Below are 13280 nucleotides of genomic sequence, written 5' to 3'. Positions count from 1 at the left end.
TGATAATTTGAAAATGACACTCCGACTCGGCTCAGTGTACGGTTTTGAAATTAATAATTCGTAATTCTTTAAAAATGAACGCATATCTTGACATAATCCTGCGAAGTGTAGCTGTTTATTTCTTTATGGTTATCGCTTTGCGGATTTTTGGCAAGAAGGAACTCTCCCAACTCAACACTTCCGATGTTATTCTTATTTTACTGATTAGCAATTCGGTACAAAACGCAATGGTTGGCAGTGACACGAGCCTTTGGGGTGGATTGACAGCGGCTTTTGTTTTGTTTCTGATCAACTTCTTACTAAAAAGACTGATGTTCAAATACAAATCCGTAAGTGAGTTAATTCATGATAAACCTCAAATTTTAATTCACAATGGAAAAGCGGAATTCAAAACACTTGCCCAATTAGGAATCACTGCCGACGAATTACAAGAAGCCATGCGCGAACACGGCGTGGAATATTACAAAGACGTAAAATTGGCAATGTTGGAAATTGATGGAAACATCAGTATTATTTCCGGGGAAAATGAGTTAAGACAGACCCATCATAAAAAGAGAACGCACAAATCCTTAAGCTGATTTATGAATAAAAACCGACTAGAAGCCTTCAGTGACGGAGTTTTAGCCATTATCATTACCATCATGGTGTTGGAATTCAAAATACCGGAAGGGATCGACTTTGAATCCTTAAAACCATTATTTCCTAAATTCCTAAGCTACCTGATGAGTTTCATCTATGTTGGAATATACTGGAATAATCACCATCACATGATGCATACGGTAAAGCGAATTTCTGGTGCTATCTTGTGGGCCAACCTACATCTTCTGTTTTGGCTTTCCTTAGTACCTTTTACCACCGCTTGGATTGGAGAAACCCAATTTGCAAAAACCCCAATGATGTTGTACGGGATAATGTTATTGATGGCTGCAATAGCTTACTACATACTTCAATCACAAATTTTAAAAAAACACGGTCCCGATTCGGTACTTTCACAAGCAATCGGGAGTGATTTTAAAGGTAAAATGTCTCCTGTTTTGTACACAATCGGAATTATTAGTGCTAACTTTAACACTGTTATTTCTGGAATAATCTACATTTTGGTAGCATTAATGTGGTTGATTCCTGATAATCGCATTGAAAAACTTATTGATTCAGAATAGAATTATGGCAACCATTTATCACGATTTCACAATCAATGCAACAAAAGAACGTGTTTTTGAAGCAATCAGTACTCCTGAAGGGCTAAACAACTGGTGGACGTTACGTTGCAGTGGAAATCCTGAACTAAATGAAGAATACAATCTGTATTTTGCCGAACAGTACAATTGGTTTGCAAAAATTTCCAAATTCATAATCAATGAAGATATTGAATATAAAATAACCCACGCAATGGCGGAGTGGCTCCCAACAAGTTTCGGGTTTAAATTAAAAGAGATAAAACCGAACGTAACTTATGTGGAATTTTATCATTCGGGTTGGGAAAATGTTAACCAGGAATTCAGGATTGCAAGTTATTGCTGGGCTAATTTGTTACGACAGATGAAACAATATCTCGAAGAAGGCATAATCACCCCTTTCGAACAACGAAATTAAAACTACCATGAAAAGCATTCGTACTTTCTTTATTTTAGGCTTAATAATAGCTTCCTTTGGATTTTTATCCAAAATTATGCACTGGCCGTACGCTACAATCTTATTGATTTTCGGAATGTTTTTCCTAGCAATTGCTGGAATTAAAATGATCCTCAAAATTTATAACGATCAAAATCCGAACGGTCTTTTTAAAAAATAATTCCTAAATTTAGGTTTTTAGGTTTGTTTTGCCTCAGTCGTTTTATCCTACTTTTTTTCATAACAAAAATTTAAAATGAGCATGGAAACATCAACTGCAGTTCAAACCCAAATCACCCCTGCCCGCATCATTGAAACCGGAATGGCTTTTTTTTCATCAAAAGCTTTATTATCCGCGGTTAAACTCGGTGTATTTACTTCGCTTGGTGGCAACAAAAAACTTAGCGGAAAAGAAATTCAGCAAGCAATCGGTCTTAGTGACCGTGCAGTTTACGACTTTCTTGACGGTCTAGTTTCTTTAGGCTTTTTAAACCGAACCGGATTACTTGAAACCGCCGAATACAGCAACACAGAAGAAACCGAACTTTTTTTGGACAAAAACAAACCTTCTTATGTAGGTGGGATTCTTGAGATGGCAAATGATCGTTTGTTCCGATTTTGGGCAGATTTAGACGACGCGCTTTTAACCGGCAGGCCACAAAACGAGTTAAAGCGTAACGGAAAATCTATGTTTGATGAATTGTATTCCGATCCGGCTCGCCTGAAACAATTTATTCACGCTATGTCTGGTATTTCAACTGGAAATTATGTTGCCTTTGCCAATACGTTTGATTTTTCTCCTTACCAAACCCTTTGTGATATTGGAGGTGCAGCCGGAATCCTTTCTATTCAGGTTGCCAAACATAATCCACATATGAACTGTACCTCGCTAGATTTACCACAAGTTACTCCTATCACCAATGAAACTATTGCAGCACATGGAGTAACCGACAAAGTAAAATCGGGAATCATCAATTTTTTTACCGATGAATTCCCTAAAGCCGACATCATTACAATGGGCATGATTTTACACGATTGGGATCTTGAAAACAAAAAAATGCTGATCAAAAAAGCTTATAATGCCTTGCCTGAAGGTGGTGCTTTCGTTGCAATTGAATCCCTTATCGACGATGACCGCAGAAAAAGCACTTTTGGATTAATGATGTCTCTTAATATGCTGATTGAATTTGGAGTAGCTTTCGATTTTACCGGAGCCGATTTCGAATCATGGGCCAAAGAAGCAGGTTTCAAAAAAGTAGAAATTATTCATTTGGCTGGCCCAACAAGTGCGGCAATTGCTTATAAATAAAACATAAAATCCTAAACAATAATTCACATGACAATTATCTCTAAAATTCTTATCTGCTTTGTGGCTTTTATCCACCTTTATATTGTTTGGCTTGAAATGTTTGCCTGGACAACCCGCGCAAAAAAAGTATTCAAAAAAGTACCCGATGAAATGTTTGAAAAAACAAAACAAATGGCAGGAAATCAAGGATTGTATAATGGTTTTTTAGCCGCAGGTTTGATCTGGTCGCTCCTGATTTGTGATCATTATTGGAGTTTTCATGTTGCGTTGTTTTTCTTAAGCTGTGTTTTTATAGCTGGAGTTTATGGAGCGATTACGGTTCAGAAGTCTATTTTTTATGTTCAGTCTGTTCCGGCATTACTGGCAATAATCAGCATTCATTTTATGAAATAAAAAAAGCCTCAATTAAGAGGCTTTTTGTTTATTCTAAAACTTCATTATCCAGTTGTAAACTGTTTAAGAAAGCAATTGATTTTTCAATGTCGTAATGAAGGATTCTGTCTTCTTCAACTAGCGGAACTTCTTCTCTGTACGATTTCAAGAATGTTTCAATAAACTCACTAGATTTTAAAGGTCTTCTGAATTCAATAGCTTGAGAAGCATTCATTAATTCGATAGCTAGAATTCGCTCGAGATTCTCCATAATTTTCAAACATTTGGTCGCTCCGTTTGCTCCCATACTCACATGGTCTTCCTGCCCGTTAGAAGAAACTATACTATCGATACTTGCCGGCGTAGCCAATTGTTTGTTCTGACTTACGATACTTGCAGCTGTATATTGAGGAATCATAAATCCGGAATTCAAACCTGGATTACTCACCAAAAATGCCGGTAATTCTCTTAAACCGGAAATCAACTGGTAGGTTCTTCTTTCGGAAATGCTTCCTAATTCTGCTAAAGCGATTCCTAAGAAATCTAATGCTAACGCTAACGGTTGTCCATGGAAATTACCTCCCGAAACAATTAAATCTTCGCCAATAAAAATGTTCGGGTTATCAGTTACAGAATTGATTTCCGTTTTAAATACTTTCTTTACATAATCGATCGTATCTTTCGAAGCACCATGCACTTGCGGGATACAACGGAACGAATAAGGATCCTGAACATGCGCTTTCGGACGTGCAATAATTTCACTATCCTCTAACAATTCATTGAAACGTCTTGCAGTATTAATTTGGCCTTTGTGCGGACGAACGATGTGGATCAATTCATTGAAAGGATCGATTCTTCCGTCGAAACCTTCTAAAGAAATTGCCCCGATTACATCCGCCAAATAAGAATATTTACAAGCTTTTAATAAGATATAACATCCGTAAGAACTCATGAACTGTGTTCCGTTTAGTAACGCTAAACCTTCTTTCGACTGAAGTGTAATTGGTTTCCATCCGTTTTTCTCCAACACTTTCATCGCCGGCTGACGGAATCCATCGGCGTAAACTTCACCTTCACCAATCAACGGCAAACATAAATGAGCAAGTGGCGCCAAATCACCCGATGCTCCTAAAGAACCTTGCGTGTAAACAACCGGTAAAATATCATTATTATAGAAATCAATCAAACGTTCAACGGTTGCCAATTGCACACCTGAATTACCATAACTCAACGATTTGATTTTCAGCAAAAGCATGATTTTCACGATCTCATGAGGAACTTCGTCTCCGGTTCCGCAAGCGTGCGATTTCATTAAATTTTCCTGAAGCTGAGAAAGGTTTTCATTGGAAATTTTCACATTACAAAGCGATCCGAAACCAGTGTTGATTCCGTAAATCGGCTCGTTATGTGTTTCCATTTTTTTATCAAGGTACGAACGGCATTTTTCAATGTTTACGCGCGCTTCTTCTGAAAGTTCAAGGGTAAAATTCTGAGAAATAATTTCATGAAGCAGTTCCAGAGAAAAAACATCGGAACTGATATAATGTACTGTTTCCATTTTAGTTGTTGGTTTGCGTGCCAAAATTCCGTAAAAACGCGCTAAAAAGCAAGCATATTTATTAGTATTTCGTTATGAAATTTTATCAGGTAATTTTTCTACATTTGGGCAACTAAAAAACTACTTAACATGAAAAACACACTTTACCTGATCCTGGCTGTTCTTTTGGCTTCATTCACAACACCAAAGGAAACCATCACAATCTCAGGAAAAATCGCCAACACAGAGGACGGAAAACTGAGAATTAAAGGAGAATCTTTTGAAAAAGAAATCACTTTAAAACCCGACGGATCATTTTCTGAAACATTTCAGATTGATTATTCCGGTGCATACAATTTTGCTACAAAAAACAATCGTTCTTCTTTATTTTTAGCCAAAGGAACAAAACTGGTAATTAATGCAGATGATAAAAATTTTGCCGCATCTTTAAAATACAGCGGAGCCGGAAGCACTGAAAATCAATACCTTTTTGAAAAATCTACATTAGCAAACAAATTAGTTGGCAACCCGCAGGAGTTTTATGCTTTGGATGAAAACGCATTCTTGGTCAAAGTAAAAGAAACCAAAACTACCTTAGTGGATTTTCTTAACAAATCTAAAATTACAGATGAAAATTTCAAGAAAAATGAATTGAGAAGTATTGGTTACTTCGAACAGCTTCAACTATTAAACTATCCTGAATATCATGCGCATTATGCTAAAATTGAAGGATTTAAACCTTCTGAAAGCTTTCCGAAATTTGACAATAAAATTGATTTGGACAACGAAGCTGAGTTTCTTTTCTCCCCTACTTACAAACAGATTATTGCTACAAAATTCAACAACGATTTGTTCTCTAAATTAGGAGAAAACGAAGAATACACCTACAAATTGGCTTTACCTGAAATCAAAAAAGTAAAAAGTACTGCAATAAAAAATGCTCACATCCAAAATTTAGCTTACGAAGTCGGAGCAGGAAATCCAGATGCAACAATGCTTTACAATGAAATCATGGCACTTTCCACTGATGTAAAATTCAAAGAAGGACTTACTACTAAATTCAACAAAATCAAAACATTAACTCCGGGTAATATTTCTCCTAAATTTGATTATGAGAATTTCAAGGGAGGAAAAACATCTTTGGAAAGCTTAAAAGGAAAATATGTTTACATCGATGTTTGGGCAACTTGGTGTGGTCCTTGTCGTCGTGAAATCCCTAGCTTACAGAAAGTTGAAGAGCAATACCACGGAAAAAACATTGAATTCGTAAGCTTGTCCATCGATACGAAAAAAGACTACGAAAAATGGAGAAAATTCGTGGAAGAAAAAAAATTAGGAGGAATCCAATTGTTTGCAGACAACGACTGGAATTCTAAATTTGTTACTGAATATGCCATTGAGGGAATTCCAAGATTCATTTTAATCGATCCAAACGGAAAAATTGTTTCTGCAGATGCTCCTCGCCCATCCGATCCTAAATTGGTCGCTAAATTTGAGGAATTAGGAATCAAATAATTTATAAAGGCTACATAATGTAGCCTTTTTTATTACTTCAAAGTCAAAAAGGCTTTTCCCAAGTAATTTATAATATCAGAAGCAATAAAGGAATGATGACCAATTTCCACAGCTCCTAAATTTGCCGATAATCCATGCAGATAAACCGCTAAAATTGCAGCATCCACCGGAGCATAATCCTGCGCTAAAAAACCAGTAATGATTCCCGTGAGCACATCTCCACTTCCGGCTGTCGCTAAAGCCTGATTTCCTGATGTATTCTGATAAATCTTTTCACCATTTACGATCAGAGTTGGCGCTCCTTTCACAACTACAATCAAATTGTATTTACAGGAATAGGAAATCACTTTTTCTAACATCTCTCCATCCGAGTTCCAATCGCCAATCAATCGTCTCAATTCTTTCAAATGAGGTGTCAAAATCGTTTGTTTTGGCAACATTTCCAGCCATTCTTTGTTTTCCGACAAAATATTCAACCCATCGGCATCAATCACCATCGGAGCGGAATTCATCTTCAGGAAATGAAACATTGCCTGCTGGGTTTCCAAATGCTGTCCAATTCCCATCCCAATTCCTATTGACTGTAAACTGAGTTTGTGATTTATAGAGGTGATGTGTTCATAGTAATCATCTGTTAAAACCATCACTTCTGGTACGACCGATTGCACAACATCGTAACCACATTTAGGAATGTAAGCCGAAACCAAACCTGCTCCAGACTTCAAACACGCTTTGGCTGAAAGACAAACCGAACCTATTTTTCCATAACTCCCACCTACAATCAAAGCATGTCCCTGAACCCCTTTATGACTGTTCTCGGAAATTGGTCTGAATCGTTTCAGTACTTCTTGATGATCTATTAATATATGCTTTTCCATAACATAAATTTACTAAATATGACAATAATATCACTTTGTAACTCGGTAAAAATTCGGTACATTAGCGCTCGAAAATAATTTTACAGCACAATATGAAAAATACAGCATTAACGCACGTTCACGAGAGTTTGGGAGCTAAAATGGTTCCGTTTGCAGGTTACAATATGCCTGTTCAGTACGAAGGAGTTAACATTGAGCACGAAACAGTTCGTAACGGCGTAGGTGTTTTTGACGTTTCCCACATGGGAGAATTCTTTTTGAAAGGCGAAAATGCTTTGGCTTTGATCCAGAAAGTAACTTCGAACGACGCTTCGAAATTAGTAGACGGAAAAGCACAATATTCTTGCTTACCGAACAACGAAGGCGGAATTGTAGATGATTTAATCGTTTACAAAGTTGCAGACAATCATTATATGTTGGTTGTAAATGCTTCTAATATTGAGAAAGACTGGAACTGGATTTCTTCTCATAATGATTTAGGTGTTGAAATGATCAACAATTCGGATGATTATTCCTTATTGGCAATTCAAGGGCCAAAAGCTGCTGAAGCAATGCAATCCTTAACTTCCATCGATTTAATCAATATGCCTTACTATTCGTTTCAGATTGGAGAATTTGCAGGTGTAAAAGACGTAATCGTTTCAGCAACAGGTTATACCGGTTCAGGAGGATTTGAAATTTATTTCAGAAATGAAGATGCGGAAGTAATCTGGAACAAAGTTTTTGAAGCCGGAGCAGCTTTCGGAATCAAACCAATCGGATTGGCTGCTCGTGACACCTTACGTTTGGAAATGGGCTTTTGTTTGTACGGAAATGATATTAACGACACAACTTCTCCTTTAGAAGCAGGTTTAGGATGGATTACGAAATTTGACAAAGAATTTACCAATTCTGCAAATCTGAAAAAACAAAAAGAAGAAGGCGTTGGCCGCAAATTAGTTGGTTTTGAATTATTAGAAAGAGGAATTCCTCGTCATGACTACGAAATCGTTGATGCTGAAGGTACTGTAATCGGAATTGTAACTTCTGGAACACAATCACCTTCATTAGGAAAAGCAATCGGTTTAGGATATGTTCCGACAGCTTTGTCTACTCCGGAATCTGAAGTTTACATCCGAATCAGAAATAAAGATTTGAAAGCGAAAGTGGTAAAACTTCCGTTTTATAAAAAATAATTCTCAAAAGGAGGCTCGAAAGAACCTCCTTTTTTGGCAAAATGCATTAATAATTTTATTTTTGCAGTCTAATTTATAGAAACATACAAAACAAAATAGATTCTTAGAAATGGGAAGAGCGTTTGAATTCAGAAAAGCACGTAAAATGAAGCGTTGGTCTGCAATGGCCAAAACGTTTACAAAAATTGGTAAAGATATTGTAATGGCGGTTAAAGAAGGAGGCCCAAATCCTGAAACCAACTCCCGTTTAAGAGCAGTAATGCAAAATGCGAAAGCTGCCAACATGCCAAAAGACAACGTTGAGCGCGCGATTAAAAAAGCTACCGATAAAGATACTGCAAACTTTAAAGAAGTTTTATTTGAAGGATACGCACCTCACGGAATTGCTATTCTTATTGAAACTGCTACAGATAACAACAACAGAACGGTTGCCAACATCAGAAGTTACTTTAACAAATGTAACGGAACAATGGGAACACAAGGATCAGTTGAGTTTATGTTCGATCACACTTGTAATTTCCGTATTCCTGCTGAAGGACAAGATGTTGAGGAATTAGAATTGGAAATGATTGATTTCGGTGTTGAAGAAATCTTTGCTGATGAAGACGGAATCATTATGTATGCGCCTTTTGAAAGTTTTGGATCGATTCAGAAAGAATTAGAAAACAGAGGTTTAGAAATCTTATCTTCCGGTTTCGAGAGAATCCCACAAATCACCAAAGAATTAACTCCGGAGCAAGTTGCCGACGTAGAGAAATTATTAGAGAAAATTGAGGAAGACGACGATGTAATGAACGTTTTCCACACAATGCAAGAGTAATTATTCTTGATTTTTCAAAATATTTAAAAGCTCCGAAAGTTGTTATTTCGGAGCTTTTTTATTTAGTTGAATTTTGAACATAGTGAAGCGCGTGCACGGCAAAAATATTCCATTTATCACTGTGACGGTAAGGCAGTTGTACCCATTCTTTCATGGCTCTACCCTTTCCTGATGGATCAAAAAGATGAGCGCCTTCCAAGTTTAAGGCTTCACTATGAAAATCACCATTAAGTTTAAAAACCATTTCCTTTTGAAAAAAGCAAACAAAAGCTTTCCCGTTTATTTTAAAACAAGGCTTTCCAAACATTTGACTTTGCTCGGCTCCGGGAATTTCTTTTCCAATTAAATTATATAATGCTTCTTCTTCCATGATAAATAAGTATTCCATAAAAAAACTCTGCTAATTGCAGAGTTTTCTTTTATCTATTTTCTTCCGTTTACTAGAAGATTATTTTATGAATTCAATTTTTTGAGCTTCTTCAGCATTGATACTGTCAAAGAAACCCTGCTCATTCATCCACTCATCACTGAATACTTTACTCATATAACGTGAACCGTGATCAGGAAAAATTACCACAACATTACTGTTCTCGTCAAACTCTCCGTCTTCAGCGAATTGCTTTATTGCCTGCATTGCTGCACCGGAAGTATATCCTACGAACAATCCTTCTTTTTTAGCAATTTCTCTTGCAGTGTGCGCGCTTTCCTCGTCGGTAACTTTTGTGAATTTATCGATCGAATCAAAATCTGTGGCTGTTGGAATTAAATTTTTTCCTAACCCTTCAATTCTGTACGGATAGATTTCTTCGTTGTCAAACTCTCTGGTTTCATGGTATTTTTTCAGAACAGAACCGAAAGCATCAACTCCTAAAACTTTAATTCCAGGATTTTTCTCCTTCAAAAAACGTGCTGTTCCAGAAATAGTTCCTCCTGTTCCGCTACAAGCAATAAAATGGGTTATTTTCCCTCCCGTTTGCTCCCAAATTTCTGGGCCTGTAGTTTTATAGTGTGCATCTACGTTTAATTCATTGAAATATTGGTTGATGTACACCGAACCTTTAGTTTCTTCGTGTAAACGCTTTGCCACATTATAATACGAACGAGGATCATCTGCAGATACATGGGCTGGGCAAACATAAACCTTTGCTCCCATTGCTCTTAGCATATCAATTTTATCTTTCGAAGACTTTGAACTTACAGCTAAAACGCAATCATATCCCTTAATGATACTTACCATTGCTAAGCTGAAGCCTGTATTACCAGAAGTGGTTTCAATAATAGTGTCGCCTGGTTTTAATATTCCTCTTTTCTCTGCTTCTTCAATAATATAAAGAGCAATTCGGTCTTTTGTGGAATGTCCCGGATTAAAGGCCTCTACTTTAGCATAGAAATTCCCTTTAAGTCCTTCGGTTATCGTATTTAGTTTTATTAGGGGCGTATTTCCTATTAATTCCAATACGTTATTATAGGCTTTTATTTCTTCTTTCATAAAAAATAAATTACTCAAGATGTGAATATAAACATTATTTGACACATTCACAACCTTGCAAATGTATAAAAAATTCTTTATCTACTTTTTAATTCCTTCTAAATCTAATAAAAAAGTGTATTCTTTTGTCACTTCTTTTATCGCTTCAAATCTTCCTGAAGCCCCGCCGTGTCCGGTATCCATGTTGATATCCATAAACAATTGACTGTCTCCTTTTTTCATCTCACGAAGCTTAGCCACCCATTTAGCCGGTTCCCAATATTGCACCTGCGAATCATGCAATCCAGTGGTAACTAACAAGTTAGGATATTTTTGATTTTTTACATTATCGTAAGGCGAATACGACAACATATAATCATAATACTCTTTTTCGTTCGGATTTCCCCATTCGTCATACTCACCTGTCGTTAAAGGAATAGAATCATCCAACATTGTAGTGACTACATCCACAAAAGGAACCTGAGCGATTACTCCATTATACAAATTTGGTGCCATGTTGATAATTGCTCCCATTAATAGTCCTCCGGCTGAGCCTCCTTCCGCATACAAATGCTTCTCAGAAGTATATTTTTGATCGATTACATATTTAGAACAATCAATAAAATCCGTAAAGGTATTTTTCTTTTTAAGAAGTTTCCCGTTTTCGTACCACTCGCGTCCTAAATCTTCACCTCCGCGAATGTGTGCAATACCGTAAATGAAACCTCGGTCTAACAAACTCAACCGAATGGATGAGAAGTAAGGATCCATAGACGAACCATACGAACCGTAAGCATATAAAAGAAATGGATTGGTTCCGTCTTTTTTAATTCCTTTGCGGTAAACAATTGAAATTGGCACTTTTGTTCCGTCCTGAGCAGTAGCCCAAACGCGTTCTTCGATGTAATTATTCTTATCGAATTTACCCCCCAAAACCTCTTGCTCTTTCATGATGGTTTTGGTTTTGGTCTTCATGTTAAAATCGATAACCGAAGACGGAGTTGCCATCGATTGATAACTGTAACGTAGAATATCAGTATCAAAATCTACATTTGTTGTAGTGTAAGCCGTATAGGTTTCAATTTCAAAAGGCAAATAGTACTCCCCTTTTCCGCTCCAAGGCATGATTCTGATTTTGTTTAAACCGTTATTGCGCTCTTCAACTACTAAATAGTCTTTGAAAATCTCGATCCCTTCTACCAAAGTTTCTTTTCTGTGCGGAATTAAATCTACCCAATTTTCCTTTAAAGTAGCTGTTTCAGGGGTTTTCATCACCTTAAAGTTCGTCGCTTTATCTTTATTGGTCACTACATAGAAACTGTCTCCAAAATGGGAAATGTTATACTCCAACCCTCTGGTTCTTTTCTGAAACACTCGGAATTCTCCATCAGGGTTGTTCGCTTCAAGAATTTGATATTCAGTAGTCATGGTACTGTTGGAACCAATCACTAAGTATTTTTTAGATTTCTCCTTGTATATATAAGTAGAAAAAGTATCGTCTTTTTCATGGAAAACCACCTGATCGTTCTTTGCTTCGGAACCTAATTTATGCTTATAAATTTTCTCTGAACGCAAAGTCACCAAGTCTTTTCTGGTATAAAACAAAGTCTTATTGTCGGATGCCCAAGTTGAACCTCCTGTAGTTTTTTCCAACTTCACCGGAAGAATTTCACCCGTCTCAAGATTCTTGATTTGAATGGTATATTCTCTACGGGAAACCGTATCCACACCAAAAGCACACCATTTGTTATCTTCACTAACGTTTAATCCGCCTAATTGAAAATAAGCATGTCCTTTTGCCATTTCGTTGCAATCGAACATGATTTCTTCTTTAGCATCTAAACTTCCTTTTTTACGGGCATAAATTGGGTAATCTTTTCCTTTTTCGTAACGAGTTATGTAATAGTAACCGTTATATAAATAAGGTACCGAACTGTCATCTTCCTTGATTCTCGACTTCATTTCCTCAAACAAATCTTTTTGGAATTGCTTGGTATGCGCTGTCATTGCATTGTAATAGTCATTTTCCTTATTCAGATAATCAATAACTTCAGGATTTTCCCTTTCATTAAGCCAATAGTAATTATCCGTTCGAATATGCCCGTGCTTTTCAAGTTTTTTGGGTTTTACAGCCGCAATTGGCGGAGCAACTTTATTTGTCATTTTTGGAATTTTGTTTTGTGCATTAGAGCCCGCAAAAATAAGGCAAACACAACTTAAAATAAATTGTTTTTTCATTTTTAAGATAGAATTATCTCTTAGCAATTTACTAATTTTGCGGTTCAGTAATTTTAAATTTTATTAACATGTTTGGAGATATTATGGGTATGATGGGTAAACTTAAAGAGACCCAGCAAAAAATTGAAGACACCAAAAAAAGATTAGATACCGTTTTAATAGATGAGCAGAGCAACGACGGGCTTTTGAAAGTAACTTTAACAGCTAACAGAAAAGTTAAATCCATAGTTATTGATGACAGCTTATTAGAAGATAAAGAGCAACTGGAAGATTACCTGGTTTTAGTTATGAACAAAGCCATCGAGAAAGCCACTAATGTAAATGAATTTGAATTATCCAAATGTATGCCCTAGATTT

Annotated in this window: 15 protein-coding genes; 10 read left to right on the top strand and 5 right to left on the bottom strand. The window is 36.5% G+C overall.

Features of this window, described 5'->3' with window-relative positions; all coding sequences use genetic code 11:
* Positions 1 to 74: 74 nt before the first annotated feature.
* From LZZ90_RS08480 to LZZ90_RS08455, 6 genes are all read left to right on the top strand, one after another.
* Positions 75 to 578 carry a DUF421 domain-containing protein gene (locus LZZ90_RS08480; protein ID WP_237790261.1) on the top strand — a complete coding sequence of 168 codons (504 nt, stop codon included), beginning with the start codon at positions 75 to 77 and terminating at the stop codon, positions 576 to 578.
* Between the two features lie 3 nt (positions 579 to 581).
* Positions 582 to 1160 carry a TMEM175 family protein gene (locus tag LZZ90_RS08475; protein WP_237790260.1) on the top strand — a complete coding sequence of 193 codons (579 nt, stop codon included), beginning with the start codon at positions 582 to 584 and terminating at the stop codon, positions 1158 to 1160.
* Positions 1161 to 1164: 4 nt separating this feature from the next.
* Positions 1165 to 1593 carry an SRPBCC domain-containing protein gene (locus LZZ90_RS08470; RefSeq protein ID WP_237790259.1) on the top strand — a complete coding sequence of 143 codons (429 nt, stop codon included), beginning with the start codon at positions 1165 to 1167 and terminating at the stop codon, positions 1591 to 1593.
* Positions 1594 to 1600: 7 nt separating this feature from the next.
* Complete coding sequence (locus LZZ90_RS08465; protein ID WP_237790258.1) at positions 1601 to 1792, top strand: gliding motility protein GldL; 192 nt, start codon at positions 1601 to 1603, stop codon at positions 1790 to 1792.
* Between the two features lie 81 nt (positions 1793 to 1873).
* Positions 1874 to 2920 carry an acetylserotonin O-methyltransferase gene (locus LZZ90_RS08460; RefSeq protein WP_237790257.1) on the top strand — a complete coding sequence of 349 codons (1047 nt, stop codon included), beginning with the start codon at positions 1874 to 1876 and terminating at the stop codon, positions 2918 to 2920.
* 27 nt (positions 2921 to 2947) lie between these two features.
* Positions 2948 to 3313 (top strand): DUF1304 domain-containing protein, encoded by a 366-nt coding sequence (locus LZZ90_RS08455; protein ID WP_237790256.1) that lies wholly within the window; start codon positions 2948 to 2950, stop codon positions 3311 to 3313.
* A 28-nt stretch (positions 3314 to 3341) separates the two neighbouring features.
* Here the strand turns inward: LZZ90_RS08455 and hutH are convergent, their stop codons facing one another.
* Complete coding sequence (gene hutH, locus LZZ90_RS08450) at positions 3342 to 4850, bottom strand: histidine ammonia-lyase (RefSeq protein WP_237790255.1); 1509 nt, start codon at positions 4848 to 4850, stop codon at positions 3342 to 3344.
* A 129-nt stretch (positions 4851 to 4979) separates the two neighbouring features.
* Here hutH and LZZ90_RS08445 point away from each other — a divergent pair, with 129 nt between their 5' ends.
* Positions 4980 to 6344 (top strand): TlpA disulfide reductase family protein, encoded by a 1365-nt coding sequence (locus LZZ90_RS08445; protein WP_237790254.1) that lies wholly within the window; start codon positions 4980 to 4982, stop codon positions 6342 to 6344.
* A 32-nt stretch (positions 6345 to 6376) separates the two neighbouring features.
* Here LZZ90_RS08445 and LZZ90_RS08440 read toward each other — a convergent pair whose 3' ends face one another.
* The gene (locus LZZ90_RS08440) at positions 6377 to 7222 is read right to left on the bottom strand and encodes an NAD(P)H-hydrate dehydratase (protein ID WP_237790253.1); all 846 of its coding nucleotides are present in this window, start codon (positions 7220 to 7222) and stop codon (positions 6377 to 6379) included.
* Positions 7223 to 7314: 92 nt separating this feature from the next.
* Here LZZ90_RS08440 and gcvT point away from each other — a divergent pair, with 92 nt between their 5' ends.
* Both gcvT and LZZ90_RS08430 read left to right on the top strand, forming a co-directional pair.
* A complete protein-coding gene (gcvT, locus tag LZZ90_RS08435) occupies positions 7315 to 8397 on the top strand; it encodes a glycine cleavage system aminomethyltransferase GcvT (protein WP_237790252.1) in 1083 nt (360 codons plus the stop codon).
* A 109-nt stretch (positions 8398 to 8506) separates the two neighbouring features.
* Complete coding sequence (locus LZZ90_RS08430) at positions 8507 to 9217, top strand: YebC/PmpR family DNA-binding transcriptional regulator (RefSeq protein ID WP_237790251.1); 711 nt, start codon at positions 8507 to 8509, stop codon at positions 9215 to 9217.
* 58 nt (positions 9218 to 9275) lie between these two features.
* Here the strand turns inward: LZZ90_RS08430 and LZZ90_RS08425 are convergent, their stop codons facing one another.
* The 3 genes from LZZ90_RS08425 to LZZ90_RS08415 form a co-directional block, all read right to left on the bottom strand.
* Entirely contained in the window at positions 9276 to 9605 is a 330-nt protein-coding gene (locus LZZ90_RS08425; protein ID WP_237790250.1) for a hypothetical protein, read from the bottom strand.
* 60 nt (positions 9606 to 9665) lie between these two features.
* Positions 9666 to 10706, bottom strand: coding sequence for a PLP-dependent cysteine synthase family protein (locus LZZ90_RS08420; RefSeq protein ID WP_237790249.1), 1041 nt, complete (start codon positions 10704 to 10706; stop codon positions 9666 to 9668).
* Between the two features lie 81 nt (positions 10707 to 10787).
* Positions 10788 to 12848, bottom strand: a complete 2061-nt coding sequence (locus tag LZZ90_RS08415; RefSeq protein WP_370640656.1) for a S9 family peptidase — start codon at positions 12846 to 12848, stop codon at positions 10788 to 10790.
* A 143-nt stretch (positions 12849 to 12991) separates the two neighbouring features.
* On the opposite strand from LZZ90_RS08415, the gene LZZ90_RS08410 reads away from it, so the two are divergent.
* Positions 12992 to 13276 (top strand): YbaB/EbfC family nucleoid-associated protein, encoded by a 285-nt coding sequence (locus LZZ90_RS08410; RefSeq protein WP_237790247.1) that lies wholly within the window; start codon positions 12992 to 12994, stop codon positions 13274 to 13276.
* Positions 13277 to 13280 lie beyond the last annotated feature (4 nt).

This window comes from Flavobacterium sp. SM15 (assembly GCF_022012335.1).
Lineage (GTDB): Bacteria > Bacteroidota > Bacteroidia > Flavobacteriales > Flavobacteriaceae > Flavobacterium.
This window is presented reverse-complemented; position numbering and strand designations above follow the sequence as displayed.